The 25,276-nt window shown below is 69.7% G+C and carries 21 protein-coding genes; 13 read left to right on the forward strand and 8 right to left on the reverse strand.

Going from position 1 to position 25,276, the window contains the following annotated elements:
• Nucleotides 1–83 precede the first annotated feature (83 nt).
• Nucleotides 84–3,269, reverse strand: coding sequence for a penicillin acylase family protein (locus ACLQ27_RS06295; protein WP_425865886.1), 3,186 nt, complete (start codon nt 3,267–3,269; stop codon nt 84–86).
• Between the two features lie 319 nt (nt 3,270–3,588).
• The gene (locus ACLQ27_RS06300) at nt 3,589–4,473 is read right to left on the reverse strand and encodes an NAD(P)H-binding protein (protein ID WP_425865887.1); all 885 of its coding nucleotides are present in this window, start codon (nt 4,471–4,473) and stop codon (nt 3,589–3,591) included.
• An 81-nt stretch (nt 4,474–4,554) separates the two neighbouring features.
• On the opposite strand from ACLQ27_RS06300, the gene ACLQ27_RS06305 reads away from it, so the two are divergent.
• Nucleotides 4,555–5,118: a TetR/AcrR family transcriptional regulator gene (locus ACLQ27_RS06305; protein WP_357492950.1), complete on the forward strand. Its 564-nt coding sequence runs from the start codon at nt 4,555–4,557 to the stop codon at nt 5,116–5,118.
• A gap of 153 nt (nt 5,119–5,271) precedes the next feature.
• Here the strand turns inward: ACLQ27_RS06305 and ACLQ27_RS06310 are convergent, their stop codons facing one another.
• Nucleotides 5,272–6,306 (reverse strand): SDR family NAD(P)-dependent oxidoreductase, encoded by a 1,035-nt coding sequence (locus ACLQ27_RS06310; RefSeq protein WP_425865888.1) that lies wholly within the window; start codon nt 6,304–6,306, stop codon nt 5,272–5,274.
• A 73-nt stretch (nt 6,307–6,379) separates the two neighbouring features.
• Between ACLQ27_RS06310 and ACLQ27_RS06315 the strand changes: the two genes are divergently transcribed.
• Both ACLQ27_RS06315 and ACLQ27_RS06320 read left to right on the forward strand, forming a co-directional pair.
• Nucleotides 6,380–7,324, forward strand: coding sequence for an AraC family transcriptional regulator (locus ACLQ27_RS06315; RefSeq protein WP_357492954.1), 945 nt, complete (start codon nt 6,380–6,382; stop codon nt 7,322–7,324).
• A 111-nt stretch (nt 7,325–7,435) separates the two neighbouring features.
• Nucleotides 7,436–8,701 (forward strand): prolyl oligopeptidase family serine peptidase, encoded by a 1,266-nt coding sequence (locus ACLQ27_RS06320; RefSeq protein WP_357492956.1) that lies wholly within the window; start codon nt 7,436–7,438, stop codon nt 8,699–8,701.
• Between the two features lie 67 nt (nt 8,702–8,768).
• Here ACLQ27_RS06320 and ACLQ27_RS06325 read toward each other — a convergent pair whose 3' ends face one another.
• Entirely contained in the window at nt 8,769–9,206 is a 438-nt protein-coding gene (locus ACLQ27_RS06325; RefSeq protein ID WP_357492958.1) for an ATP-binding protein, read from the reverse strand.
• 193 nt (nt 9,207–9,399) lie between these two features.
• Here ACLQ27_RS06325 and ACLQ27_RS06330 point away from each other — a divergent pair, with 193 nt between their 5' ends.
• Nucleotides 9,400–10,629 carry a PP2C family protein-serine/threonine phosphatase gene (locus ACLQ27_RS06330; protein ID WP_425865889.1) on the forward strand — a complete coding sequence of 410 codons (1,230 nt, stop codon included), beginning with the start codon at nt 9,400–9,402 and terminating at the stop codon, nt 10,627–10,629.
• A 178-nt stretch (nt 10,630–10,807) separates the two neighbouring features.
• Here ACLQ27_RS06330 and ACLQ27_RS06335 read toward each other — a convergent pair whose 3' ends face one another.
• Both ACLQ27_RS06335 and ACLQ27_RS06340 read right to left on the reverse strand, forming a co-directional pair.
• Complete coding sequence (locus ACLQ27_RS06335; protein ID WP_425865890.1) at nt 10,808–11,581, reverse strand: hypothetical protein; 774 nt, start codon at nt 11,579–11,581, stop codon at nt 10,808–10,810.
• 195 nt (nt 11,582–11,776) lie between these two features.
• Nucleotides 11,777–13,267 carry an endo-1,4-beta-xylanase gene (locus ACLQ27_RS06340; RefSeq protein WP_425865891.1) on the reverse strand — a complete coding sequence of 497 codons (1,491 nt, stop codon included), beginning with the start codon at nt 13,265–13,267 and terminating at the stop codon, nt 11,777–11,779.
• A 612-nt stretch (nt 13,268–13,879) separates the two neighbouring features.
• On the opposite strand from ACLQ27_RS06340, the gene ACLQ27_RS06345 reads away from it, so the two are divergent.
• The 7 genes from ACLQ27_RS06345 (at nt 13,880) to ACLQ27_RS06375 (ending at nt 21,397) form a co-directional block, all read left to right on the forward strand.
• The gene (locus ACLQ27_RS06345) at nt 13,880–14,458 is read left to right on the forward strand and encodes a hypothetical protein (RefSeq protein ID WP_357492966.1); all 579 of its coding nucleotides are present in this window, start codon (nt 13,880–13,882) and stop codon (nt 14,456–14,458) included.
• Between the two features lie 263 nt (nt 14,459–14,721).
• Nucleotides 14,722–15,315, forward strand: a complete 594-nt coding sequence (locus ACLQ27_RS06350) for a lytic polysaccharide monooxygenase (RefSeq protein ID WP_357492968.1) — start codon at nt 14,722–14,724, stop codon at nt 15,313–15,315.
• 89 nt (nt 15,316–15,404) lie between these two features.
• Nucleotides 15,405–16,706: a PQQ-dependent sugar dehydrogenase gene (locus ACLQ27_RS06355; RefSeq protein ID WP_357574241.1), complete on the forward strand. Its 1,302-nt coding sequence runs from the start codon at nt 15,405–15,407 to the stop codon at nt 16,704–16,706.
• A gap of 414 nt (nt 16,707–17,120) precedes the next feature.
• A complete protein-coding gene (locus ACLQ27_RS06360) occupies nt 17,121–18,245 on the forward strand; it encodes a hypothetical protein (protein ID WP_357492972.1) in 1,125 nt (374 codons plus the stop codon).
• Nucleotides 18,246–18,413: 168 nt separating this feature from the next.
• Nucleotides 18,414–19,403 (forward strand): SRPBCC family protein, encoded by a 990-nt coding sequence (locus tag ACLQ27_RS06365; RefSeq protein ID WP_357492974.1) that lies wholly within the window; start codon nt 18,414–18,416, stop codon nt 19,401–19,403.
• Entirely contained in the window at nt 19,400–20,575 is a 1,176-nt protein-coding gene (locus ACLQ27_RS06370; RefSeq protein WP_234581000.1) for a zinc-dependent alcohol dehydrogenase, read from the forward strand. The genes ACLQ27_RS06365 and ACLQ27_RS06370 overlap by 4 nt, the downstream gene beginning before the upstream one ends.
• A 138-nt stretch (nt 20,576–20,713) precedes the next feature.
• The gene (locus ACLQ27_RS06375) at nt 20,714–21,397 is read left to right on the forward strand and encodes a TMEM175 family protein (RefSeq protein ID WP_357492977.1); all 684 of its coding nucleotides are present in this window, start codon (nt 20,714–20,716) and stop codon (nt 21,395–21,397) included.
• Nucleotides 21,398–21,432: 35 nt separating this feature from the next.
• On the opposite strand, the gene ACLQ27_RS06380 is transcribed toward ACLQ27_RS06375, so the two are convergent.
• Both ACLQ27_RS06380 and ACLQ27_RS06385 read right to left on the reverse strand, forming a co-directional pair.
• Complete coding sequence (locus ACLQ27_RS06380) at nt 21,433–22,260, reverse strand: aldo/keto reductase (RefSeq protein WP_357574244.1); 828 nt, start codon at nt 22,258–22,260, stop codon at nt 21,433–21,435.
• 139 nt (nt 22,261–22,399) lie between these two features.
• The gene (locus ACLQ27_RS06385) at nt 22,400–23,410 is read right to left on the reverse strand and encodes a mechanosensitive ion channel family protein (protein ID WP_357492981.1); all 1,011 of its coding nucleotides are present in this window, start codon (nt 23,408–23,410) and stop codon (nt 22,400–22,402) included.
• Nucleotides 23,411–23,729: 319 nt separating this feature from the next.
• On the opposite strand from ACLQ27_RS06385, the gene ACLQ27_RS06390 reads away from it, so the two are divergent.
• A complete protein-coding gene (locus tag ACLQ27_RS06390; protein WP_357574245.1) occupies nt 23,730–24,560 on the forward strand; it encodes an AraC family transcriptional regulator in 831 nt (276 codons plus the stop codon).
• A gap of 64 nt (nt 24,561–24,624) precedes the next feature.
• A complete protein-coding gene (locus tag ACLQ27_RS06395) occupies nt 24,625–25,206 on the forward strand; it encodes a dihydrofolate reductase family protein (RefSeq protein ID WP_357574246.1) in 582 nt (193 codons plus the stop codon).
• Nucleotides 25,207–25,276: the final 70 nt, after the last annotated feature.

Consider the following 25,276-nt stretch of genomic DNA (forward strand, 5'->3'; position numbering starts at 1 on the left):
GATGGGGCGCCGGCCAGCCGAGGCGCTGAACACGCCCGGGAGGGGCCGGCGAGTGACACCCCGCCGACCCCTCCCGGGTGAGATCACCGTCCGTACAGCTCTAATTCGTAGAGCGAGAAGCCGTACGAGGTGGCCCGCTTGACCCCGTACACCCGCACGTAGCGGGCGGTGACCGGCGCGAAGGTGGCGTTGTCGACGCCGCCGTTGCCGGTGGTGGTGGCGAACACCGGCGTCCAGGAACTGCCGTCGCCGGAGACCTCGATCCGGTACGAGGTGGCATACCCGGCCTCCCACCGCAGCACGGCCCGGCTGACCGTGCGGGCCGCGCCGAGGTCGACCCGCAGCCACTGGTTGTCGTTGTAACTGCTGGCCCATCGGCTGCCGAGGTTGCCGTCGACCGCCTTGTCGGGGGTGAAGCTGGTCAGGAACTGGGTGCTCGACGCGGTGGCCGGACGACCCTGCGCCAGGTTCGCGACGTCGTCGCCCCGACGTGCGGGGAACGAGACGACCTGCTGGTAGGTGGGGCGGTTCTGCCAGGCGATCAGGGGGTGGGTGATGCCGCCGAGCCCGGACTGGGCGATCGAGTCGGCGCACCACTGGTCGCCGGCCCCACAGGACTTGTCTCCGGGGTAGACAGTGGTGGCCGGCACCGCGGCGGCCTGGCCGAGCGCGCCGAGCAGGGCCTGCCGGCACGTGCCGAGGTTGCCGTTGCCGCAGTACGCGCGGCCCAGCCCACCGGCCACCGGCTCGCCGAGGACGGTACGCAGGTCCTTGTCGACGTAGCCCCACCAGCCGTACTGGAACGACGAGCCCTTGTGCGCCTGACCCTGCAACGCCCAGCTCGCGGTGCCGTCGCGCGAGCCGTTCTGGCCGCCCGACGGCGCCTCGTTCACCTCGATGGCGTCGACAAGCGCGGCGTAGAGGTCCGGCCCGAGGCCGGGGCGGAACTCCGCCGAGGCCAGCAGCGGCCACCAGGCGTCGAAGATCCGGATGGCGTCGGCGTGCTGGTAGACCTTGGAGCCGGGCGACGTCTCCACCCGGCGGGTCCCGGCCTGCTGCCAGGCGCGCAGCTTGCCCACCGCGTCGGCCAGCGCCGGATCCGTGACCGGTGTGCTGTCCAGCACCCGCAGCAGGTCGCCGAGAACCTGCTGGCCGCGCAGGTCGGTCACCGCCGCATCCGCCATGATCTTGACGACGTCGGCGCGGCCGAGCTTGCGCTGGGCGATCGCGGCACGCACCGGGCCGTCGAGCAGCTGAGCCCGGTGTACGGAGCCGAAGCTGAAGTTGCCGTCGGCCGCCCCGAAGTCCCGCGCCTGCTTGTTGTTCCAGCTGACGTAGTAGTCCTGGTTGACCGACTGCGGGTGGGCCGACGCCGGAGCGTAGGTGGCGTCGTTGGTGTCCGGGTTCCAGCCGGCCCACTCGTACGCCGCTTCGGCCCTGGCCGGCAGGTTCGGGTCGGTGACGGACGACCGGACCGGGTTCGAGCCGGAGTTGAAGTACGCCGCCTCGGTCGAGTTGACGTAGAACCAGTTGAACGCGTACCCGACGCTGGCCGCGGACGCCTGGAACGCCGCCGCGCTGCCCATCGCCGACGGGTCGTTGAAGGCCTGGAAGCCGATCGCCGAGTCGGCCTCGTGCCGGTAGGTGGAGCGCAGCTTGGTGAACGCGGTCGGCTGCCCGTTCACCAGACCCCGGTAGGACACCAGCCCGTACTTCGTGCGCAGCGCCCGCAGCGTGTACGACCCGGCCGGGGTGGAGTCGGCAAGCGTCGGCGACCACGAGTTGCGCTGCTCCAGCGCCTCCATGGCGAGACACTGCCCGTGGTAGAGGTAGCGGTTGGTACGCAGCGTCGGGGCGCTGCCGTCGGTGGTGCACAGCGTCAGCGCGTACGTGTCGGTGAGGTCCTGGGAGGCGGAGGTGGCGCTCCACGCGTAGTCCTGGCCCCGACCGAGCAGCACGTAGAGGTTCAGCCCGGCGAACGCGGCGCCGCGCGCGCTGATCCCCGGCCCCTGCAGCTCCTGGAGCATCAGCAGTTGCGGCGCGAAGTAGCCGGTCTGCGGCCCGAACACAGCGACCGGATTGCCGGTGGTGGTGTGCCGCCCGGACACCACCACCGCGTTGGACATCCCGTGCGCGCGCAGGTTGGACAGGCCGCCGATCAGCTCCTGGGTGGCGGTGCTGGTGCCGGTTCGGGCGGCGGCCCCGCCGCTGGCGTCGTAGGCGAGCGGCTCGGCGACCACCGACCCGGCGTCGGGCAGTACGGCGCTGGTCGCGCCCGGCGGTGTCGCCCCGTACGGGAAGCTCTGCCCGTCGTGCAGGGTGAGCACTGTCTCCGGGTCGTTCTGCGACCGGAACGCCTGCCAGACCCGGTCACCTTCGGTGGCGCCGTACTTGGCCCGCGCAGCCACTCGGACCAGCGCGGACTGGATCTCGCTGCCGCCTCCCCCGCCGAAGAGCCCGCCGATCACCCCTGCGGTGGCGATGAGATCGGTCATGGTGAAGTGCGTCGGCTTACCGGCGCCAGCGAGCACGTACTCGCCCGGGTAGTTGTCGTCGGCGATCGACTTGTCGATGTACGCGTTGATGCCGGCGATGTAGTCGGCCACGTCGGTGTAGAGCTGCTGACCCCGGGCGCCCTTGGTGCGCAGCGCGTTCACCTGAGCCTGGAGGTCCGCCTCGGTGTAGGGCGAGTTGGCCCAGACGCTCTGCTCCAGTTCCCGGTTGCCGGGGGCGCCGCCGGCGAACGATGTGACGTTGCCGCGACCGACGTGCCGCAGCAGGTCCATCACCCAGAGTCGGTCCTGGGCACCTGCGTAGCCGGCGCCGAACATCGTGCCGCCGCGGGTGGTGCCGGTGACGTGCGGGACGCCGGTGGCCTTGTCCCGCACGATGGTGACGTCCGCGCGCGGCGAGACGGTGCTCTCCACCTGCGCGGCCGGGACGCCGAACGAGGCGTCGTTGTAGAAGTGGGCGATCTGCTCGTCGGTCAGCCCGGCGTAGTTGTAGACCAGGTTCGCGTACTCGTCGAGCTGGTCGCTGGAGTGCGCCGGGCGGGTGCCGAGCGCCTGGTGCGCCAGGATGGCGACAAGCGTGGCGTTGCCGTTCTGCCCGGGGGGCAGGATGTCGGCGCACTGGCCGAGGCAGTAGTCGTTGGCGGCGAACGTGCTGGCGGCGAGCGCCGGTGCTGGCGGTGTCACCGTCAGCACGCTCGCGGTCAGGGCGGCGGCGGTGAACGCCGCGAGCCGGTTTCGGAGAGCGGGACGAGGCATGGCGATCCTCCGGGGACGCGGAGTCGGGCCGTTCGGTACGCCCGGCTTCCGGTGCCGACGTCTCGCCCTCCGCGCCCGGGCGTTACACCAGGAGGTGAGAGTGACTCATGTCTATCTCCGGGCAATGATCGACGCAGGAGCCCTGTTCGGGATACCCGTCGTTCACCACGCGCCAATGCCGACGTTTCGCCACCTTCCACTCCGGAGGCAGGCACGGCGGCACCTCGTCAGTGGCCGGCACGATCTGTCGGCGCGAATCGCGACAGACGGGCGCGTGGTCCCTCCCGTCCGCCTGTCGCGATCGAGCGAGCCGGCCTGATCAGGATTCGCGGGTGTTGGCGGCAGGTACGAGCACCTGCCGGCACCAGGTCCGGAAGTCGGTCGCCACGGGTTTCGCGCGCGCCCAGTCGGCGTCGTAGATGCCCTCGTCCTGGGCGGCGAACATCTCGGTCAGGTCCGTGATCGCCTGATCGGTCGCGCCCCGGGACCGCAGCATCGCCGCGAAGTCCTCCACTGTCGTCCGGCGGTAGGCGACCGGCCGGCCGAGCTCCTGACTGATCACCTCGGCCATGCCGTCCGGGGTGAGGCGGTCCGGCCCGAACACCGGGACGTCCTCCTGCCCGGTCCAGGACAGGTCCGTGAGGAGTTCGGCAGCCGCGCCGGCGATGTCGCGCGTCGCGACCGTGGCAAGCGGAAGGTGACCGGCGCAGGTCAGATAGAAGGCGCCCTGCCCGCGGATCGCATCGAGTTGTCCAAGCAGGTTCTCCAGGTAGAAGGGCATGGACAGGGCCCGGTAGGCCGCACCCGACTTCGCAAGCTCAGCATCCATGGCGAAGGCCGCGGAGAGAAGACCCGCCGGCTTGGGCCAGCCGTGCCCGGCACTGGACACGCCGACCACGTGGCCCACCCGGTGGCGGGCAATGGCGGCGGTGCCGGCCCGGGCGAAGCGCAGGTAGTGCTCCTCGGCACTCGGGGCGTGCGGATTCGGTGGGACCAGCCAGAACAACGCATCGGCGCCCGGCAGCGCCCGGTCGAGCACGACGGGGTCGTCGTGGGAGCCCTCGACGGCCTCGACCTGCTCGCGGAGGGCGCGGTCCAGGCGCGTGACGTCGCGGGCGATCACTCGAACCCGGCGCCCCCGGTCGAGCAACTGCCGGACGAGTTGGCTGCCGATCTGTCCGGTCGGCGCGCTGACCACGATCATAAGGACCCCTAACCTGAAGGTGAATTCCGGTTCCGAATCTATCGTCGCCCGCCCTCGAACGTCAACTACGATGGAGCCGCCATGACTGCTCCCGACCGATCGCTGCGCGCCGACGCCCGACGCAACCGCGAAGCCGTTCTCGACGCCGCCAGTGAGCTGTTCGCCCAGCGGGGCGACGCGGTGCAGATGGACGAGATCGCCGAGCGCGCCGGCCTGGGCGTCGGAACCCTGTACCGGCATTTCGCCGACAAGAAGTCGCTGCTCGCGGCGATCATCGGTCGCCGGTTCGCGGCGATGACCACCCTGGCCCGCGCCGCCGAGGCCGTCGAGGACCCCTGGACCGCCTTCGAGACGCTGCTCCTGGACTATCTGGCAGCCGCGCAGACGGACGCCGCATTTCGCTTCGCGCTCCTCGGCCCGGCCGAGCCGCACTGGGCGGACATCGTCGCCGAGAAGAAGGAGTTCGCGGCGATCGCCGACCGCATCGCTCAACGCGCCGTTGCCGCCGGCCGCCTGCGCGCCGACTTCCTCGCTGACGACTTCGTCCTCATCACCCGTGGCGCGATGGCGAACATGACCGGTACCGGCGACTGGCGCCGGCACGTGGCACTCCTGCTCGACGGCATCCGCGGCCCCGTGCGCTGACGCGAGGCGCGCACATCGGCGGGCGCGGACGTCGCCCGACCGACCGACAAGCGGCCCGTGCCCGTGACGCCGCGGTGGTGTCAGTCACGTGGACTCGACCTGTCGGGTGGGGCGTACCCGACAGGTCGGGACCACGGCGAACCCTGCCCCTGCCTACGCCGCCAGCAGTTCCTCGCTCAGCTTCCAGAGGGCCTGTGCGGACCTCGGGTCGATGGCGTGCGGCACGACGGTGGCGGGGGGCACCTCCTCGGAGCCGAAGGTGATGGGCTGCGGGTTCTCGTCCAGTGGCGAGACGTCGTTGTCCTTCAGGTAGACGCCGCCGATGTCGGCCAGCAGCGGGCTGGTCGCGGCGAAGACGGTGGTGCTGGCGCCCTGCTGCGGCGTCTTGTGCTCGCGGTCAGGGTCGATGATCGGCTGGCCCGACTCGTCGATGAGCCTCATGGCCCGCAACTGCTCGTCGCTCAACATCGCCGTGCGTGGGGCGCCCTCGGTGATGTGGGGACCCAGATTCGTGCCGTGGATGATGCCCGGGTGCACGGCGTAGCCCCGGATCCTGTCCGCGGCCCAGCGGCGGTCCAGCTCGACGGCGAACAGCACGTTGGCAGTCTTCGACTGACCGTATCCGAGCATCCCCATGGGGTCGTATCCGCTGGTGAAGTGCGGGTCGTCCCAGCGGATGTCGGACAGGCGGTGCCCCCCGGAGGTCAGGTTGACCACCCGGGCGCCGTTCGCCGCCCGCAGGGCGGGCAGCAGACCGAGGGTCAGCTGGAAGTGACCGAGGTGGTTGGTGGCGAACTGCGACTCGTACCCGCGGGCGTTCCTGACCAGGGGGCCACCCATGATGCCCGCGTTGTTGATCAGAATGTGCAGCGGGCGTCCGGAGTCGAGGTACCGAGCGACGAAGGCGTCGATCGAGCCCGGGTCGAGAAGGTCGAGCCCGCCGGTGTCGACGCGCTCGATGCCCGTCAGGCTGGCCGCCGCCCGGTTCGGGTTACGCGAAGCCACTGTCACGGACGCGCCCGCCTTGCTCAGCGCGCGCGTCGCCTCCAGGCCGAGTCCGTGGTGACCGCCGGTGATGATGACGTTGATGCCGGACAGGTCGATGTCCGCGAGCACCTCGTCGGCCGTCGACGCGGCGGTGAAACCGGATCCGATGGGGTGCTGCCGGTGGGTCATGTTCGGTGTCATGACACCACTGTGCACCAGCGCTTTCGAACTCTGAATGGTTGTCGGTCCGTATTTCTTGTGCAAGAGTACGGGAATGCCCGGTGACCAGTTGTCCGAGGTGTTGGACCTCGTCGAGGTGCGCGGGCTGCTGACCGGCGGGTTGACAGCCCGGGGTCGGTGGGTGTCGCGCGCACCGTTGCAGGATCTCCTGAAGTTCTTCGCGGTGGTGCGCGGCAGCGCCCGGCTGACCACCGACGGGGTCGACGGGTCGATCGAGCTCGGGCCGGGCGACGTCGCGATCGTGAACAGCCGGTCGTGGCTGGAGATCGCAGGTGGCGCCGGCGACGCTCCGCTCCGCGTGATCGCCCCGGAGGAGGCCGGCCACCACTTCGGCCTCGCTGGCGCCGACCGGGACGCCGACGACGTCGTCATCGGCGTACGCGTGGACCTGAACCAGGCTGGTCGGACACTGCTGCTGCAGGCGCTCCCCCCGGTCGCGCACGTGCGGGCGTCGGCTGCGGCGGCCAGCAGCCTGCGCACGAGCCTCGACCGGCTGTTCGACGAGGCGACGGGCGCTCGCCTCGGCTCGGCGTTCGCGGTCCGGCAACATGGCCAACTCCTGCTGCTGGAGGTGCTGCGCGCCTACGTCGACCAGGCCGAGCTGCCTCCCGGCTGGCTGCGGGCGCTGACCGACGAACGGCTGCGCCCGGCGATCACCCTCATGCACACCGAACCCGAAAAGCCCTGGGGCCTGCAAGAACTGGCGCGTGCCGCCGCGATGTCGCGCACGTCGTTCGCTGACCGCTTCCGGGCCGTCGCGGGGATGCCGCCGGTCACCTATCTCAACCGGTGGCGGATGCTGCTCGCGCAACGTGCCCTGCGCGACGACGATGTCCGCGTCGGATCGCTCGCCTCCCGCCTGGGCTACGCGTCCGAGAGCGCCTTCAGCACCGCTTTCAAGCGCGAGGTGGGCGTGTCACCGCTGCGCTACCGGTACCGGGTGCGCGCGGAGCAGGAGAACGTGACAGCCGTCGTCTGACCGCACCGTCGTCGAGCGCGCTGCGGCGGCGCCGGTTGCCGGCGGATCTCGGGGGCGTTACGTTGGGATGCCATCGACGAACGTCTACACCTTTCGGGGTACGGGGGCCGCATGTCCACGTCTGTCACTCGCCGCAGCGTCCTGGCAGGTGGCGCCGGTGCCGCCATCGGCCTGGCGCTGCCCGGCCCCGCCGCCCACGCCGATGGCCACCACAGCACCAGCGTGAGCTTCACCCTCGACGCGAGAACGCTCGACGGCGGTGAGCAGGTCACGTCGGTCACCCTCGACACCAGCGGGCTCGGACCGATCGACCCCGCCGGGCTCACCCCCGGCACGTTCACCGTGCACGCCAAGGCCACCAGCCCGATCCCGATCGCTCCCGGCGATCTGATCTTCAGCGAGTACGACCTGGACCGCACCGTGACCGCCGCCCGGCTCGACCGGCACGGGAACATCGTGCTGGAGCTCAGCACCGCCGAGGGGCAGCTCGGCGGTGGCACCCTCGGCTACATCGTGAGTAGGGGCCGCAACGTCCGGCTGGACCTCGTCTACACCATCACGCAGAACGCTCCGCTCGTGCGGCGACACGGCCCGCCGGTCACCATCGCGCGCTTCGTGCAGGGGCGGCTGTCGAACCCCGAGGTGGACGCCTTCAGCCACCACGTGTCGGGCTCGGGTCTGAAGTACCGGTTGTACTCCCCGGAGCGTTCACCCCGCCACGGCCGACGGCCACTGATCCTGTGGCTGCACGGCGGCGGCGAGGGCGCCTCGCTGCCCGACGACTACTACGACAACGAGACCACGTTGCGCGCCAACCGCGGCGCGCTGGGCTTCGCCACCCCGCAGGCTCAACGGATCTTCTCCGGCGCGTACGTCGTCGCTCCGCAGAGCACCTCCTACTGGATCCAGGACGGCCCCCGGTTCGCCCCGCTGATCCGCGAGATCGTCCAGGACCTCGTACGCCGCAAGCGGGTCGACCCCGACCGGATCTACGTGGTCGGTTGCAGCAACGGCGGCTACATGTCCCTGGAGATGACAGTCGCCTATCCCGACCTGTTCGCCGCGTCGGTGCCGATCTGCGGGGTCGTCGAGCCGCTCGACGGGGCGGGCCCGCCGCTGATCACCGACGCGGAGCTGGCGAGGATCCACACCCCGACCTGGCTGGTCGCCTCGCGCGACGACGACACGGTGCCCCCCGAGACCAACACGATCCACGCCCACGACCTCATCGGAGGATCACTGATCAGCCTGTACGACCATGTCGTCTGGAACGGCTATCAGTTCCCCGGTCACTGGTCCTGGATCTACGTGGCCCGCAACGACCCGAGCCACAACGGCACCCACATCTGGCAGTGGATGGCCCGCCACCGTCGGTGATCCGCCGGCCGAGGTCGAGAGGACGCGTGGTGACCGTCCGCCGGTCGGCAGCAGGGAAACCGCACGGTTATCGGAGAGTGTCGCGGCTGCGTGCCGCGATGCGGATGGTGGTGCCTGCGGGGCCGCTGTCGACGAGGACGTAGTCGGCCATGCGTCCGACCACCCACAGGCCCATTCCTCCCGCGTCGGACAAGGGCGGTCGTTCGGCGCTGGGAACGTAACGAGCGGTGTTGAAGCCCCGCCCCTGGTCGGTGACCTCACAGGTGAGCTGCCCGTTCAGGAGCAGGCGTAGGCCACCCTGCCCACCCCCGTGCCGAATCACGTTGATCATCAGCTCGTTGACCGCGATGACCCAGTTCTCAATCTCGTCATGGGCGAGGCCGCACCGGCGACTGACCGCCTCGACCTCGTGTCGAACCCGGGTCAGATCCACGAGGGTGAACGCCGACGAGAACAAGGCCTTGCCGGCGCCAGGGGCGTGCTGGTCCAGCGGTGGATCAGCCACTGCTTCCCTTCCCTGTCGGACGTGGAGCCGGTGACCTTACCGGTGGCACGAAGGCGGACAGCCTTCCAAGAACGGACTTGCCGGACGATGAGCACGCCGGTGTGACATCAGAACGTACCCCGCGCCCAGGCGGTGTACTCCTGCTCTCCTCGGGGTGTGCCGTCGACGACGTGCCAGCGTCTAGGCTTCCTGCGTGGCCGATGCCGAGCTGATGACGAACGACGAGCGGCTGCGACGTATCGAGGCGATCACCGACGCCGCCCTGTCCGGGCTGAACATCACCGAGTTGCTCGACGAGCTACTCGACCGGGTCCGGGACCTGCTCGAGGTCGATACCGCCACCATCCTCCTGCTGGACGACCACACCGGCGAACTCGTCGCGACAGCGGCCAAGGGCCTGGAGGAGGAAGTGCGGCGCGGTTTCCGCATCCGGGTCGGACGCGGCTTCGCCGGCCGAGTGGCAGCGACACGCGCGCCAGTCACGATTCACAACGTCACGCCCGACGACGTCGTCAATCCCATCCTGCTCGCCACGGGGATACGAGCCCTGCTGGGCGTGCCCATGCTCGCCAACGGCAACCTCGTCGGCGTGCTACACGTCGGTTCCCTGGCCCTGCGCGAGTTCGGCCCCGACGACGTGCAGCTGTTGCAGCTCGTCGCCGATCGCGCCAGCCTCGCGGGACAGGCCCGGGCGCGGGCCCTCGACCGGCAGGCGGCGCTGGCCCTGCAACACAGCCTGCTACCGGGCAAGCTACCCGACATTCCCGGCCTCGACCTGGCCGCCCGGTACGTACCCGGCCACGACCTGGGCATCGGCGGCGACTGGTACGACGTGTTCAGGTTGCCCTCCGGCTGGGTCGGCGCCGTCATCGGCGACGTCTCCGGCCACGGGCTGCCATCCGCGGTCGTCATGGGACGCATCCGCAGCGCGCTACGTGCCTACGCCCTCGATTCCGACGATCCCGCCCAGGCACTGACCTCCCTCGACCGTAAGATCCACCACTTCGAGGCGGGCAACCTCACCACCGCCGTCTACGCCCTGATCACACCGGACGGCACGCGGGTGCACCTCTCCTCGGCAGGCCATCTGCCGCCGCTGCTGGCTGTCCCCGGCCAGCCCACCCAGCCCGTCAACCTGACGGTGGACCGGCCACTGGGTGTGGGCAGACCAGCAACCAACCGCCGCACCACAGTCGTGGACCTGCCGCCGGGCGCGGCGCTCGTCTTCTACACCGACGGGCTGGTCGAGCGCCGCAGCGAACTGATCGACACCGGTATCGAGCGTCTCTCCGACGCTGTGCGGTCCAGGCCAGCCGAGGCGTTGTGCGACCACATCATGGCCACGACCGCCCAGGAGCACCCGAACGACGACATCGCCCTCCTGGTCATCCGCCGCCAACCACCACCGGAACAGGCCCCGTAGGCAGCTGACTCGACAGGTGCGTCCGCACCGCCGGGAAGACGGTGCCTCCCCTCTCGGCCTGACCCGCCCTGCGACCCGCTGCCGGGGTGCGGCTTTACCGCCGCACCCCGGGCAGGGACGCCGATCGGGACCTACCTCGCGACGACAGGTGTCGAGAGCCTCCAAGCCGGGCTTCGGCTCAGCAGCCGAGCCGCTTGCTCGAGAGGGCGACGTCGTCGATCCAGAGGTCGAACTCGCCAGGTGTCGTGCCGCCCTGGTAAAGCTGCCAGCCGATCTTCACCGTGTCGACAGTCGGCAGGACGAAGGGAACATCGTTGCCACCGTGGTCGGTCGTGGAGGCGGTCAGCTCCGGGTTCGCCACGCCGTCGATCCACACCGCGACGCGGTTGTCCGCCGCGTCCATCTTCCACTCGAAGCACTGCCAGGTGTCCTCGACGACCGGCGCGGACTCGCGCCAGTTGGTCCAGTCGCCGGTCGGACCTCCGTCGGCGCCGACCCCCCAGAACGTTCCGGGGACCGTGGGCGCGTACTGGCCACCGACCGGACGGACGACCTCCGCGCTGCCGGCGCCGGTGGCTTCCACAAGCGTGAAGTGCGCCCAGTCCGGTGCGGTGGGGAAGGCATCGACGCGCAGACGCATCCGGCCGTAGAAGCGGTTGCCCGGCGCGGCGAAGTCGTCGACGCGCAGGAAGGCGCGGCCGTTGTCCACCGTGTGGATGTGCAGCACCTGGTTGCCGCGGCGGGCGCGTTCCACGGTGAGCGTGCCGTGGCGGGTGTCGACGCCCCAGTTCACCGTGCTGGCCCCTCCGGGAGGCAGTCGCTCGAAGTCCTCACAGAAGAGCAGGCCGCGGGGGCACGAGGACTGGGGGGCGCCCGATGCGCCGGCCGGAACGCTGCCGACTGCGGTGCCGAGGATCAGGGCGGCGCTGAGCGCCGCGAGAAGATTGCGCATGGTCATCCTCCATGACGGCTGGTCCCCCACCACACGGGCCGGGCCAGCAGGAACATTCGGCAGGTGCTTCGGTCGGCCGGCTGCCGGCCGACCGAAGCACAGCGGGTTCGATCGACCACGACGGACCCGGGCCCGGAGCCGGTGGCTCCGGGCCGGGTCAGCGTCCTGAGGCGGCGGGCTGGTACGTCTCGCCGATCAGGGGCTGGTGCAGGAAAGACCGCCGGGCGCGGCGTTGCTGCTGCCGTTGACCAGGAAGCCGAACGTGGTCGAGGCGTTCGCGCCGAGGGACCCGTTGTAGTCGGCGTTACGGACGCTCACCGTCCCGCTGGTGCCGGTGTTGATGCCGTTCCAGACGTTGGCAATGCTCTGCCCACTGGCCAGTGTCAGCCGTACGGTCCAGCCGCTGAGGGCGGCGGAGGCGTTGTTGGCCACGGTGACCTCGCCCTGGAAGCCGCCGGCCCAGCTGTTGACCATGCGGTACGTCGCGGTACAGGCACCAGGCGGCGCCGTGGTCGGCGGAGCGGTCGTCGGCGGAGCAGTGGTCGGCGGAGCAGTGGTCGGCGGAGCCGTCGTCGGTGGAGCGGTCGTCGGTGGAGCGGTCGTCGGCGGATCGGTGGTCGGCGGCGTGCCCGGCACTGTCGTGGAGGCGGCGTTGAGAGCGTTGAGGACGGCGGTGTACGCCGCCTTGGGGTTGCTGTTGCGGTCGAACAGCAGCGGATTCTCACTGCCGCGCCAGGAGTCGCTGTCCCGGATGCCCCACGTTGTGATGCCGACACAGCGGGGGACGTTCATGCACGCCTGGGTCAGGCCCTGGTACTGGCTGGTCGAGGCATTGGTGACGTCGGCCTCGGTCAACGCCACGTCAACCCCGAGGGCCGCGAAACTGGACAGCGTCTGCTGGAAGTTGCCCGGCAGCGAACTGCCACCGGTGAAGTGGGTCTGGAGACCGACGCAGTCGACCGGTACGCCCCGGGCCTTGAAGTCCTTGATCATGTTGTAGACGCCCTGCGTCTTGGCGTACGTCCAGTTCTCGATGTTGTAGTCGTTGTAGCACAGCTTCACGCTCGGGTCCGCCGCGCGCGCGGTCCTGAACGCCACCTCGATCCAGTCGTTTCCGGTGGACTGCAGGTTCGACGAGCGCCGGCTGCCGTTCTCGGCGAAGGCCTCGTTCACCACGTCCCAGTAGGCGAATTTGCCCTTGTAGTGGGCCATCACGCCGTTGATGTGGCTGATCATCGCGGACCGCAGGGCGCTGCCGCTGAGGCTCCCCCAGAACCTCGGCTGCTGGGCGTGCCAGGCCAGGGTGTGGCCCCGGAACCGCATGCCGTGCTGGGTGGCCCAGTTGTAGATCGCGTCACCACGTTGGAAGTCGAACTGGCCGGGGTTCGGCTCGGTCGCGTCGGGCTTCATCTCGTTGACGGCCGTCATCATGTCGAACTCGCGGTCCGCGATGGCCAGGAAGCCCGAGTCGTTGAGACGGTCGGCGCCCATGGCGGCGCCGAAGTACCGGCCGCTGCGCTCGGCGGCGGCCTGCAGTGTGGTCCCGGGCGGGCCGCTGAGATCCGCTTGGGCGAAGGTCGCCACGGCCATCGAGGACACGATGACCGCCAGGGAGCAGGCCCCGCCCAGAAGCAGCCTGGCGGCACCTCTGGTTCGGTGTTTGGGTCGAGCGGGTACGTCGTTCATCTGCGTTTTCTCCTCGGTGTGCCCACCGGCCGCTGCCCGGTCCGCCCGGTGGATGAAGTGCACCGGCGTCGTACGCCCGTGCGGAGTGACCCTGCCCTGCCGCGATGCTATATCGAATCAATTCGATCCGCGCATCCGGCGGTCGATGTATCGACGCGTCGTCGGGCGAGCGACGAGCGGGCGCTTGTGGAGGCCAGCCCACACTCGACCGACTCCGGGGTATCGACCTGGCTGCCAACCGGCGCCTCACCGCCACCCCGGCCCACCCGGGCCGAATCCACACTGACGCCTGTCAATGTTGCCAGAGTGGACGCAGACGTGCTGGAATGGCTCATATCGCCGCAGCACGGGGGCAACCGTGCTGAGAACGGCCAGCACGGGAGCATCGCAGGGGTGGCAGCGCGTCCTGGTGACAGACGCCCGCATGCCCCCATCGCCGGGCCATCGTCAGGACGGCGGGCACTCTGCCGGGTAGGCATTTCCCCCGCCACTTTCCCGCCACAGGTATCCCCGGCACGCGACCCGATGGCCGGCGCGCTCGACCGCTGAGATGCCGGGCATCCGATTCGGCCTGCCACCACATCAGAACCGGCGACGAGGTGAAAAGCGATCATGGATTCCGGAGAGAGTTTCGCGGAGCGGTACGGCCGCCGTCCGCTCTGGGCGGCGGTGGTCCTACTGGCGGTGCTGGTCGGCGCGGTCGTCCTTGCCACTCGGGCCGACTCGGGGGCGGAGCCGGCCGATCTGCAGGTGCAGATCGTGGCCCGCATGCGGACCACGCTCGAACAGACGGACCCGGGGCAGCACAACCACGCCGGACACAGCGCCCAGCAGGGCGACGCCGCCGAGAAGCCACCGGTCATCTGCGGGGTGCGCGTCTACGGCTACGAACCGGCCGACGCCACCACCGTCGCCGAGGTGCAGAAGGTCTACGGCTTCCACCTCTGCGGAATCGCCGAGCAGAAGCGCCCCTGGGACGTGGCCGTCAAGCTGGCCGGCCCACTGATCATGGACATGTCCACCGACCCTCCCGGCATCCAGGTCGTCGAGGCGACGGCCGACGTCAGGTTCGTCGACCGGCTGCGCGAGATGTTCCCGGCCAAATACGCGACGTTGGCGCAGGAGGAGGCGCTGACCGCCGCGGAGATGGCCGACCAGCGGCGCCGGTACGACGCCGCCGCCGGGCTCTGACCACACCGGCGCCCCAGCAGGGTCCGTGGACCCGTCATCGATCCGGCGATCTCGGACAGCTTGCTTCACATCCACCTATAGATAGATCAGCATTGATATTTAAGTTAATAGATGAAACAGTGACTTTGGGAGCGTTCCCATGCTGATCTCTCGTACCGAGGAACGGAGGATGAACAGTGCGTTCACACACGTCCGATCAATCCGGCGGACGACCCAGGTCAACCGTCCGGCGGTCCCTCCAGGCGCTCGTTCTGATGTTCGCCATGGTGATCGGCACGCTGCCCTGGACCGGCGCAGCCCAGGCCCACGGCACCGTCATCAGTCCGGCGACCCGCGCGTACCAGTGCTGGAAGACCTGGGGCAACCAGCACACCAACCCGGCCATGCAGCAGCAGGACCCGATGTGCTGGCAGGCGTTCCAGGCGAACCCCGACACCATGTGGAACTGGATGAGCCAACTGCGGGACGGCCTCGCTGGTCAGTACCAGGCCCGCACGCCCGACGGGCAACTGTGCAGCAACGCCCTCTCCAGGAACGACGCGGTGAACCAGCCCGGACCGTGGAAGGCGACCACCGTCAGCCGCAACCTCACGGTCCAGATGTACGACCAGGCCAGCCACGGTGCTGACTACTTCCAGGTCTACGTCACCAAGCAGGGGTTCAACCCGGCCACCCAGCGACTCGGGTGGGGCAACCTCGACCTGATCGCGACGACCGGGCGCTACGCGCCAGCGCAGAACATCTCGTTCAACGTCTCGCTGCCCGCACGCAGCGGGAACCAGATCCTGTTCGTGATCTGGAGGGCGTCACACCTGGACCAGACCTACATGTGGTGCAGCGACATCACTATCACCTGATCGGCAGGTCCGACCGGCACGGCACCACTTCGGCCCAGGGCGCGTTGGCACCCTGGGCCGGAGCGCCCTCCCGATAGTGCCGTGAGCCGATGTTCTGTGGAACGTTCCCCGACCGCGCCTCCATCCACCTGCTCGAGGAGCTGAACATGCAGCGACGGCGTTATCGCCCGGCCACCATGCTGGTCGGGCTGCTCACCCTGGCCCTGTCCGCGCTTCTGATGCCATCGGCGTCGGTGGCCAGCACCGCGACGGCCGGCGCATCCCACACCCGTGCGGCGCCACTCGCCGAGCTGACAGTGGTATCCGAACGGGTCGCGTTCGGCCTGCAGCGTCCGATCGCGATCACCGGACTGCCCGACGGTCGGATGCTGATCGCCGAGAAGAACGGCACCGTCCGCGCGTACCACCCCGACACCGGCCTGGCGGCGGAGCCGGTGCTCGACCTGACCGCCCGCGTCGACACGTCGGACAACGAGCGTGGCCTCCTCGGCATCACGCCTGCGCCGAACTTCGCGCGGACCGGGATCCTGTACGTGGCCTACACGAGCCTGCCGGCCGGCACGCTGACCCTGGCGCGAGTGCCCCTCGGCGCTCCCGACCGGCTGCAGGTGCTGCTCACCCAGGAGCACGCCCAGTTCGGCAACCACAACGGCGGACAGGTGGCCTTCGGCCGCGACGGCTACCTCTACTGGTCCACCGGCGACGGCGGCGACGCGAACGACCCCTTCAAGAGCGGCCAGAACCTCGGCACCCTGCTCGGCAAGATCGTGCGGATCGACGTCAACCGCAGCTGCGGAGGCAAGCCCTACTGCGTACCCTTCGACAACCCCTTCGTCCGCACGGCCGGCGCGCGGCCGGAGATCTGGGTCTACGGGCTGCGCAACCCGTGGAAGTTCTCCATCGACCCGGTCGACAACTCACTGTGGATCGGCGACGTCGGCCAGGGCCTGATCGAGGAGATCAACCACATCCGCCCGTCGCAGCGCGGCGCGAACCTGGGCTGGTCCTGCAAGGAGGGCACGCCGGTCTTCGACCAGACGCAGTGCCGGCCGGGCGTACGGCTCACCGACCCGGTCGTCGAGTACGAGCACTACCTGACGGAGAACTGCTCCATCATCGGCGGCCTGGTGTACCGGGGGTCCGTCACCCCGGAGGCGCAGGGGACCTACATCGCGAGCGACTACTGCTCGACCCGCGCGTTCGCCGTGCGTCAAACGTCCACGGGTGGCTACGAGTCCGCCGAGATCGGCACCTTCCCCACCCAGCCGACGGCGTTCGCCGCCGATGTGCACGGCGAGCTGTACGTGCTCAGTGACCTCCCGGGATGGCTGAGCAAGGTGCGGTTCGAGCGGGTCCCACCGGCCTCGCCCAGCGCGGTGGCGAGCCGCTGAGCACTGGGGGCGGTTCGCTCCGCATCCGCCCCAACCTGGTGGACGGCCGCGCACCGGGCGGCCGTCCACACCGGTTCCGGCCCTCACCGCTTCGCCTACCGCCCCACCGGCATTCGACACGCGCGCGGATCGCCCGCACCTCGTCACCGGCTGGCCACGGTGGTGCGAGCCAAAAGAGCGCCTTCCGCTGAATCCGCTGCACCCCTCGGGGTGGTCTCTTAGGCTGCGTGGGCGGGCACCCGGCTCGATGAGGGCGTCGCAGTGACGCTGTCCGGGCTCGTCGGGGTGCTTCCCTCGGCGCCCGGGCTCCACCACTACGTCAGTCGGCACAGAAGCTGCCGCTTCGGCGCGCGACGCCCCCGGTTTTCGCGGTCGACGGCCGGGCCCGGCTACCGGTGAGGAGCAGGAGCACCGATGACCCCCAGCGAACAGCAGCACCCGGAGATCATCGTCGGGCTGGTGGCGACCCCGCCGGACCAGCCCGCCCGGGTGGCCGCGCCGCTCGCCGCCGAGTTGGCCGCCCAGCTCGCCGAGCGGGTCAACGCGGACGTGCGGTGGACCGTCCGGGAGGGCTGGGGCGAGGTGGCGCCACGTCGCAACGGCGGCGTTGAGGCACTGCTCGACGATCTTGCCCAGCGGCGTGCCGACGACCAGTGGGACATCGCAATCTGCCTGACCGACCTGCCACTGCACGCCGAGCGGATGCCGCTGGTCGCGCAGACCTCGGCCCGGCGCCGAGCCGTGATGGTGTCCCTGCCCGCGCTGGGACTGCAACAGCTGCGAGCGGTCCGCTCGGCCATCCCGGATCTGGTGAGCAGGCTGCTGACCGACGCTTCCGACCAGCGAATACCGCCGGCCGGCTGCGCACCGGCCGAGTTGGCACGCCGGGTTCCCGCCGTACACCGGGTGATCGGCGAGGCCGACACCGGCGAGCGGCGCTACGTCGCCTCCGGGTTGATCGGCCGGGCACGGCTGGTGGCCGGCATGGTCCGCGCCAACCGCCCGGGGCGTGCCCTGCTGGGCCTGTCCAAGCTGCTGGTCGGCGCGTTCGGCACGGCCGCGTTCGCGCTCACCACGGACACCATCTGGCAGATGGGCGATGCGCTCGGCGGACTCCGGCTCGCCGTGATCATGCTACTCGGACTGGCCGCGCTGGTGGCCTGGCTGATCGTCGCGCACGACCTGTGGGAGAAGCCAGACCGCGAGACACCGGCTGAGCTGGCCCGCCTCTTCAACCTGGGGACGGTCCTCACCCTCACGCTGGCCACGGCAGTGTCCTACGTGGTGTTGTTCGTGGGAACGGTGCTCGTCGGAGCGCTGTTGATCGACACATCCGTGCTGCAACAGACCCTGCAGCGACCGGTCGGTTTCACCGACTATCTGACGCTCGCCTGGATCACCAGCTCGCTGGCCACCGTCGGCGGGGCGATCGGCTCCGGACTGGAGAACGAGGAGACGGTGCGGGCCGCCGCGTACGGCTACCATCCCGAACCCGACGGCTGGCGGGACGAGACGGCCCGTCCATCGCGGGCGGGATGAGCGGTCAGGTGCGACCGAACCGCTGATGATCCAAGGGCGATCTCGATGCAGCGGCCGATCGGCGGATTCGGGTGGTTCCCAGGGGGTAACCGGGCCGCGATGAGTCGTGCCCCGGGGCACCGTGAATCGGGCTGCCCGGGCGGGCGCGACCGGATACGGAGGCTACCCGTGACCGGACTGGCGACCCGAGAGGCGACCAAGGCCAGGCAGGACGAGGTACAGCGGCGAGGGCGCGGGCTCGGCTGGATGAGCCTCGGCCTGGGCGTGGCACAACTGGCGGCATCGGACACGGTACGCCGGATCAGCGGCGTGGACGACTCCCCGACGTCCCGGGCGGTGGTGCCACTCGTCGGGGCGCGGGAGCTGATACACGCGGCCGGGCTCCTGACGAGCCGGCGCAAGAGCATGTGGGCCTGGACCCGGGTCGCGGGCGACGCGATGGACCTGGCCTCGCTCGGACTGGCCATCGCCCACCGCGGCGGGCGCCGCCGTCGGCGGCTCCTCGTTGTCACCGGCGCCATCGTCGGGATCACGGTGGTGGACCTGTTGACCGCCGTACAGGCCACGCGGGCGAAGGAGGTCGGCGCGGTACGAGGTTCACGCAGAGGAGGACCCATGGAGCTGACAGCCACGACAACCATTCGCAAACCGCCGCCCAAGGTCTACGCGTTCTGGCGCGATCTGGACAACCTGCCGACGTTCATGGCTCATCTCGAAAAGATCCGCTCCACCGGTAACCGTACGAGCCACTGGTCCGCCAGCGCCCCGTTCGGCACGAACGTCGAGTGGGACGCGGAGATCGTCGACGACACGCCCGGCGAGAAGATCGCGTGGCGGTCGACCGGCAACGCCGACGTGCCGAACGCCGGTACGGTCCGGTTCGTGCCCGCCCCGGATGGCCTGAGCACGGAGGTGCACGTCGTTCTGTCGTACGACATCCCGGGCGGGGCGATCGGCAAGGCGGTCGCCAGGTACTTCGGCGAGGAGCCGCACCAGCAGCTCGACGACGACCTGCGTCGGCTCAAGCAGGTGCTGGAGACCGGCGAGGTGGTCCGGTCCGACGGCGCCCCGTGGGGCAAACGGGCCCGCAAGGAGTTCCCGCAGCGTCCGGCGCAGCCGCTGTCGGATGCCGAGTTCGCGAAGGGGGCCCAGGCATGAGGGCGAACACCTGGGCCGGCCGGAACAAGGTCAAGGTCCGTGACGTGCCGGACCCGCGGATCCTGAACGAGCGCGATGCCATCGTACGGATCACCTCCACCGCGATCTGTGGCTCGGACCTGCACCTCGTCGACGGTTATGTGCCTACGATGCAGAACGGCGACGTCATGGGTCACGAGTTCATGGGTGAGGTGATCGAGGTCGGCCGGGGCGTCGATCCAGGTCGGCTGCGTAAGGGTGACCGGGTCGTCGTGCCGTTCCCGATCGCCTGCGGCGCGTGCGGCGCCTGCGCCGCCGAGCTGTACTCCTGCTGCGAGAACTCCAACCCCAACGCGGGGATCGCGGAGAAGATGTTCGGTCATCCGGTCGCCGGGATCTTCGGCTATTCGCATCTGACCGGCGGCTTCGCGGGCGGTCAGGCGCAGTACGCGCGGGTGCCGTTCGCCGACGTCGGTCCGCTGAAGATCGAGTCCGACCTGACCGACGAGCAGGTGCTGTTCCTCTCGGACATCCTGCCCACCGGCTACATGGGTGCCGATATGTGCGACATCCAGTCCACCGACGTGGTGGCGGTGTGGGGCGCCGGCCCGGTCGGCCAGTTCGCGATGGACAGCGCCCGGATGCTCGGCGCCGCGAAGGTCATCGCCATCGACAAGGAGCCGTACCGGCTGCAGATGGCCGAGCGGGCGGGCTATACGCCGGTGAACTTCGAGGAGGTGGACGTGCGGTCCCGGCTGCTGGAGCTGACCGGTGGGCGGGGACCGGACAAGTGCATCGACGCGGTCGGCATGGAGGCCACCCACGGCAGCGCGGCCCTCTACGCCTATGACCGGGTCAAGCAGGCGGTCCGCTCGGAGTCCGAGCGCCCGCACGCGCTGCGGCAGGCGATCCTGTCGTGCCGCAGCGGCGGCATCGTGTCGGTGATCGGTGTGTACGGCGGCTTCCTCGACAAGTTCCCGGCCGGGGCGTGGATGAATCGGGCGCTGACCCTGCGTACCGGCCAATGCCACGTGCAGCGCTACATGAAGCCGCTGCTACAGCACATCGAACGCGGGGAGATCGATCCGACCCGGGTCATCACCCACACCCTGCCGCTCGACCAGGCAGAACGCGGCTTCGAAATGTTCAAGAACAAGCAAGACCACTGCGAGAAGGTCGTTCTCAAACCGTGAGCCACCACCCTCATCCGGCCACCGCCGCCCGCGGTGGCCGGATGCGCCACATCAAGAGGCGTCGACCTGCGGGCACCAGGCATCCGCAACCGAGCCGCCCACCTGTTTGCCGCAGACGGCCCCGGGTAGGCGCAGGCGGTGAGCGGGCCAGACACGGACCTAGGCACCCGATCGGACACCAGCCGCGCCGTCGCGTTCAGCGATGCCATCTTCGCCATCATCATCACACTGCTGGTCCTGGACCTCCGGGTACCGGACGTCCCGCCCGGCCACCTCCTGTCCGGCCTGCTCAGCCAGTGGCCGTCGTATGCCGCGTATCTCGCCTCCTACTCGTACGTGGCGGTCGTCTGGCTCAATCACAAGGCGGCGTTCAACCGCATTCAGCAGGTCGATCGCGGCCTGCACTGGATGAACCTGTTTGTGTTGTTCAGCACGGCGCTGCTGCCGTTTCCGACAATCGTCGTGTCGCACGCGTTGCAGGAGCACGACAACGCGGACCAGCGGGTGGCTATCGGCTTCTACGCGCTGATCGGCGCGTTGCTGTGTGCGACGTGGCTGGCGTTCTACCACTACCTGGCCCGAAACCCGGACTTGCTGAAGGACCAGGTGAGGGACGGCTTCTTTCACGTCGAGCGATTCCGGGCCCTCGCCGGGGTCGTCCTGTACGTCCTCGCGGGGATAGTCGGCTACCTGGTGGCGCCGTTGCTCGGCCTCGCCATCTTTCTCCTTCTACCCGTCTTCTACGCGATCACCAGCGCCGGCCTCTACCAGTCGCGGGTGATCCGCCGGATCACTCACGAACCTGACCCACCAAGAGGCTGAGGCGGGCGATCGGCGGTTTCACCAGGCGGGCGCCGCTACAAGATCTCGAGCGGTTGCGGACCTGTCGGCGGCGGGAACGCCGTGTCGAGTGCCGCTACGTCCTCCTCGGTCAACTGCAGGTTTCGCGCTTCCGCGTTCTCCCGGGTGTGTTCCGGATTGGACGATCGCGGGATGGCCCCAACCATCTCCTGCCGCAGCACCCAGGCCAGCGCCACCTGGGCCGGGGTGGCCCCGTGCCGGGCGGCGATCTCCGCGATCTGGGAGTGGCCGAGCAGTCGGCCCTGCTCGATCGGCGAGTAGGCCATCGCCGGAATCCCGTGCTCGCGTAGCCAGGGCAGCAGGTCGTATTCCGGGCCGCGGCGGGTGAGGTTGTACAGGATCTGATTGGTCGCGCAGTCTTGCCCGCCCGCTGCCTCGAATAGCTCCGTCATGTCGGAAAGATCGAAGTTGCTGACGCCCCACTGCCCAATGTCACCGGCGTCGACGAGTTCGGCGAACGCCTCGATGGTCTCCGCGAGTGGATGCGAGCCGCGCCAGTGCAGCAGGTAGAGGTCGATGTGGTCGACGCCGAGTCGTTGCAGGCTGCGGCGGCAGGCCTGCACGGTTCCCCGTCGGCTGGCGTTGGACGGCAGCACCTTGTCGACCAGAAAGACATCGGCGCGTCGTCCGGTGATCGCTTCGCCGACGAGTTCCTCGGAAGCGCCGTCACCGTACATCTCCGCAGTGTCGATCATGGTCAAGCCCAGGTCGAGCCCGGTGTGCAGGGCGGCGATCTCGTCCCGCCGCCGTGCGGGGCGCTCACCCAGGTACCAGGTCCCCTGACCGAGTACGGGCATGGTCTGGCCGGACGGCAGCTCGATCATTTGTCGACCTTCCTGAGCCTGGGTACCAGTAGATTGCCTGGGTTACCCGCTGCGGCAGGCGGCACACGCGAGGTCCGCACCGGGGAGCCGCCCCCGCCCGCCACTGACGGAGTGGAGGACGTGGAGACATACCCGCCGGTCAGGGCTGGTACTGGCTGCGGGTTCGGGGCAGCCACTGGGGGTGTTGGTCACGCAGGTAGCGGATCAGTCCCTCGCGTAGGTCGCAGCTCAGGTCCCAGGCGCTGGCACCGTCCGCAGCAGAGGCCTGCACCTGGACGATCACGGTCTGCGCGGTGGCGTCGACCATCTGGAGCACCCACTGGCTGCGATCCCACAGCAGTGCGGACTCGACCAGTCGGCGTGCCTCCCGGCGCAGGTCGTCCAGGTCCGCGGTGTGGTCGACGTGGATCTGGATCTTGCCGATCACCCGCGACTCGTTCCGGGTCCAGTTCTGGAACGGCCGCTCGGTGAAGTACGTGGTCGGCAGGATGAGAATCCGTTCGTCCCAGAGCCGGATTACCACGTTGGTCAGCTTCACCTCCTCGACCCGACCCCATTCGCCCTCCACCACCAGCACGTCGCCGACGTGCAGCCCGTCGGCGAAGGCGACCTGGATGCCGGCGAACGCATTGGCGAGCGCGGTTCGGGCGGAGAGGCCGATCAGCGCGCCGACCACCCCGGCCGAGGTCAGAATCGAGACGCCGAAGAGGCGTACCGGCCGGAAGGTGATCAGGATCAGGCCGATCGCGAGGACCGTGACAACAGCCACCGTGAGCCGCCGCACCGGACGGATCTGGGTCCGGGCCCGCCGGACCCGCCGGTTCGTTGCCAAATTACTCGGCAGTCGACTGAACGCGACCGCTTCGGCCACGTGCAATGCCCTGACCACCAGCCACGCACCGACGGCGATCAGGACCAGCAGGGCGGCATGCCGCAGATAACGCCCCCACCCGGCCAGTTCAGGCGGCAGCGCGTAGTACAGCGCCCCGACCAGCAGAGCCGTGGCTGCCGGGCGGCGGCAGGCGAGCCGCAGCGGCTCCAGCAGCCACCTGTAGCGGCCCCGGGCAACCCGGCGCACCAGCACGCCGGAGACCAGGTCGACGACCACAGCCGTCGCCAGCGCGGCCAACACGATCAACGCGGTATGCATCAGAAGCCGTTCACCGTGATCCTGATGCCACCCTCCCCCGGGCTCGCTGCCCGGTCCACGGGCCCAGGGTGCCATCCGATCCGGTGGCGGGCGGCAACATCGGCAAACAGGCGCTGAACGAGCCTGCCGCAAACGCCCGACAGTGGGTGCCGGTCTGCCTGCCTGGTTGCCACGCCTCTCGCCGCGAACGTCGCGACCGCCTCCCCGGCACGCTCGACCGGCCGGTGCCCGCGCCACGGGTCGGGCGTTGGTCCGCACCGAAGACGTGTTGCGGCCGGCCCTCGTTCAGGGTGTCGGCGATGCTGTGGGCGTGGAGTATGTGTCCAGACTGCCGCGGCCACCGCTGGACCGACTGATCGACGACATCTACTACCTGGAAGGTACGCCGCCGTACGCCCGGCTGATGCTGCCGCCGATGCCGGGGGCGTTGCTGATCGTGAACCTCGGAGCGCCGTTCCGCATCCGCGGCGGCACCGACATCGAGGCGGCCGACTACGCCGACGGCTGCGTGGTCACCACGCCCACCCGCGCGCTGGAGTTCGGCTACCCACTCCCGACCCGTTCCGTCGGCGTACACGTCAAGCCGTGGGGGCTGGCGCCGTTCCTGCCGATGCCCGCGGCCGAGCTGTGTGACCGGCCGGTGACGATGGAACAGGTGTGGGGCCGGCCCGCCGTTGCTGAGCTGCGCGACCGGCTGGCCGCGTCGGCCGGACCGCACGAGATGCTGACGCTGCTTGAGGACGAGCTGATGCGGCGGCTGTGCGAGACCGCCGGCCTGGGGCTGGTCAGGCACACGAGCAGTCTCATCGCGACGACCAGCGGGAGCGTGGCGATCGGCGACCTGAGCGTGGCAGCCGGTGTCAGCAGCACCCATCTGGCACGGCGTTTCAAGGAGCTCATCGGCGTCACACCGAAGCGACTGGCCCGCACCCACCGCTTCGCCGCCACCGTGCTCTCGATCGATCCCGCCGGACCGATCGACTGGGGCCACCTCGCCGGCGGCGCGGGCTACTTCGACCAGGCCCACTTCGGCCACGAGTTCCGGGCGTTCACCGGCCTCACGCCGACCCGGTACGTCGAAGTCCGGCGGCGGTTCCTCCGCGACCATCCCGGCCACGTGCTGGACGGCTGGCCGCTGCCAATCGATTGATTTCTTACAAGAACGACGGCTCACGGCACGCTAATTTGAGGGCCCCCAGGCAGAGGAGAGCCCCGTGGGCACTGTCGTCATGTACAGCTCGGTGTCGGTGGACGGCTTCGTCGCGGACGAGAACGACCAGCCCGGCCCGCTGTTCGACTGGTTGTCCAGCGGTGACGTCCCGTTGGACGACAGCGGCGCGCTGATGGTGTCACAGACGTCCTACGACTACACCCGGCCCTACTGGGACCAGATCGGGGTGACAGTCGTCGGCCGCCACGTCTTCGACATGACTGACGGCTGGGACGGTAAGCCTCCGGGCGGGATCGACCACGTGGTCGTCGTGACGCACCGGCCGGCACCCGAGGGTTGGGACCCGGAGGCGCCGTTTCACTTCGTCGACGGCGTCGAGGCGGCCATGGCCAGGGCGCAGGAACTCGCGGGTGACCGCGTGGTCGAGGTGGCCGCTGGCGACGTCGGTGGCCAGGTGCTCGCCGCGGGCCTGATCGACGAGGTGCGCATGGACGTCGTACCCGTCGTGTTCGGGTCCGGCAAGCGCTACTTCGGGTCGGTCGACGCGCAGCACCTGTTGGAGGACCCTGACGTGGTGATTCCGGGCAACCGGGTGCTTCACCTGCGCTACCGGGTGCGCCGCTGACGGTGCGCGGTGGGCGGGTTGCGATGGCGACGCGTCCGTCGGAGGTGGATCGCGCAGCCCGTGCCGGACA

Origin of the sequence: Micromonospora sp. DT63 (assembly GCF_049841615.1) — a bacterium.
In the GTDB taxonomy this organism is placed as follows: domain Bacteria; phylum Actinomycetota; class Actinomycetes; order Mycobacteriales; family Micromonosporaceae; genus Micromonospora.

Coding starts and splice junctions, on each gene's coding strand:
- ACLQ27_RS06295 (WP_425865886.1), bottom strand. CDS start 3,269: ATGCCTCGTCCCGCTCTCCGAAACCGGCTCGCGGCGTTCACCGCCGCC.
- ACLQ27_RS06300 (WP_425865887.1), bottom strand. CDS start 4,473: ATGATCGTGGTCAGCGCGCCGACCGGACAGATCGGCAGCCAACTCGTC.
- ACLQ27_RS06305 (WP_357492950.1), top strand. CDS start 4,555: ATGACTGCTCCCGACCGATCGCTGCGCGCCGACGCCCGACGCAACCGC.
- ACLQ27_RS06310 (WP_425865888.1), bottom strand. CDS start 6,306: ATGACACCGAACATGACCCACCGGCAGCACCCCATCGGATCCGGTTTC.
- ACLQ27_RS06315 (WP_357492954.1), top strand. CDS start 6,380: ATGCCCGGTGACCAGTTGTCCGAGGTGTTGGACCTCGTCGAGGTGCGC.
- ACLQ27_RS06320 (WP_357492956.1), top strand. CDS start 7,436: ATGTCCACGTCTGTCACTCGCCGCAGCGTCCTGGCAGGTGGCGCCGGT.
- ACLQ27_RS06335 (WP_425865890.1), bottom strand. CDS start 11,581: ATGCGCAATCTTCTCGCGGCGCTCAGCGCCGCCCTGATCCTCGGCACC.
- ACLQ27_RS06340 (WP_425865891.1), bottom strand. CDS start 13,267: ATGAACGACGTACCCGCTCGACCCAAACACCGAACCAGAGGTGCCGCC.
- ACLQ27_RS06345 (WP_357492966.1), top strand. CDS start 13,880: ATGGATTCCGGAGAGAGTTTCGCGGAGCGGTACGGCCGCCGTCCGCTC.
- ACLQ27_RS06350 (WP_357492968.1), top strand. CDS start 14,722: ATGGTGATCGGCACGCTGCCCTGGACCGGCGCAGCCCAGGCCCACGGC.
- ACLQ27_RS06355 (WP_357574241.1), top strand. CDS start 15,405: ATGTTCTGTGGAACGTTCCCCGACCGCGCCTCCATCCACCTGCTCGAG.
- ACLQ27_RS06360 (WP_357492972.1), top strand. CDS start 17,121: ATGACCCCCAGCGAACAGCAGCACCCGGAGATCATCGTCGGGCTGGTG.
- ACLQ27_RS06370 (WP_234581000.1), top strand. CDS start 19,400: ATGAGGGCGAACACCTGGGCCGGCCGGAACAAGGTCAAGGTCCGTGAC.
- ACLQ27_RS06380 (WP_357574244.1), bottom strand. CDS start 22,260: ATGATCGAGCTGCCGTCCGGCCAGACCATGCCCGTACTCGGTCAGGGG.
- ACLQ27_RS06385 (WP_357492981.1), bottom strand. CDS start 23,410: ATGCATACCGCGTTGATCGTGTTGGCCGCGCTGGCGACGGCTGTGGTC.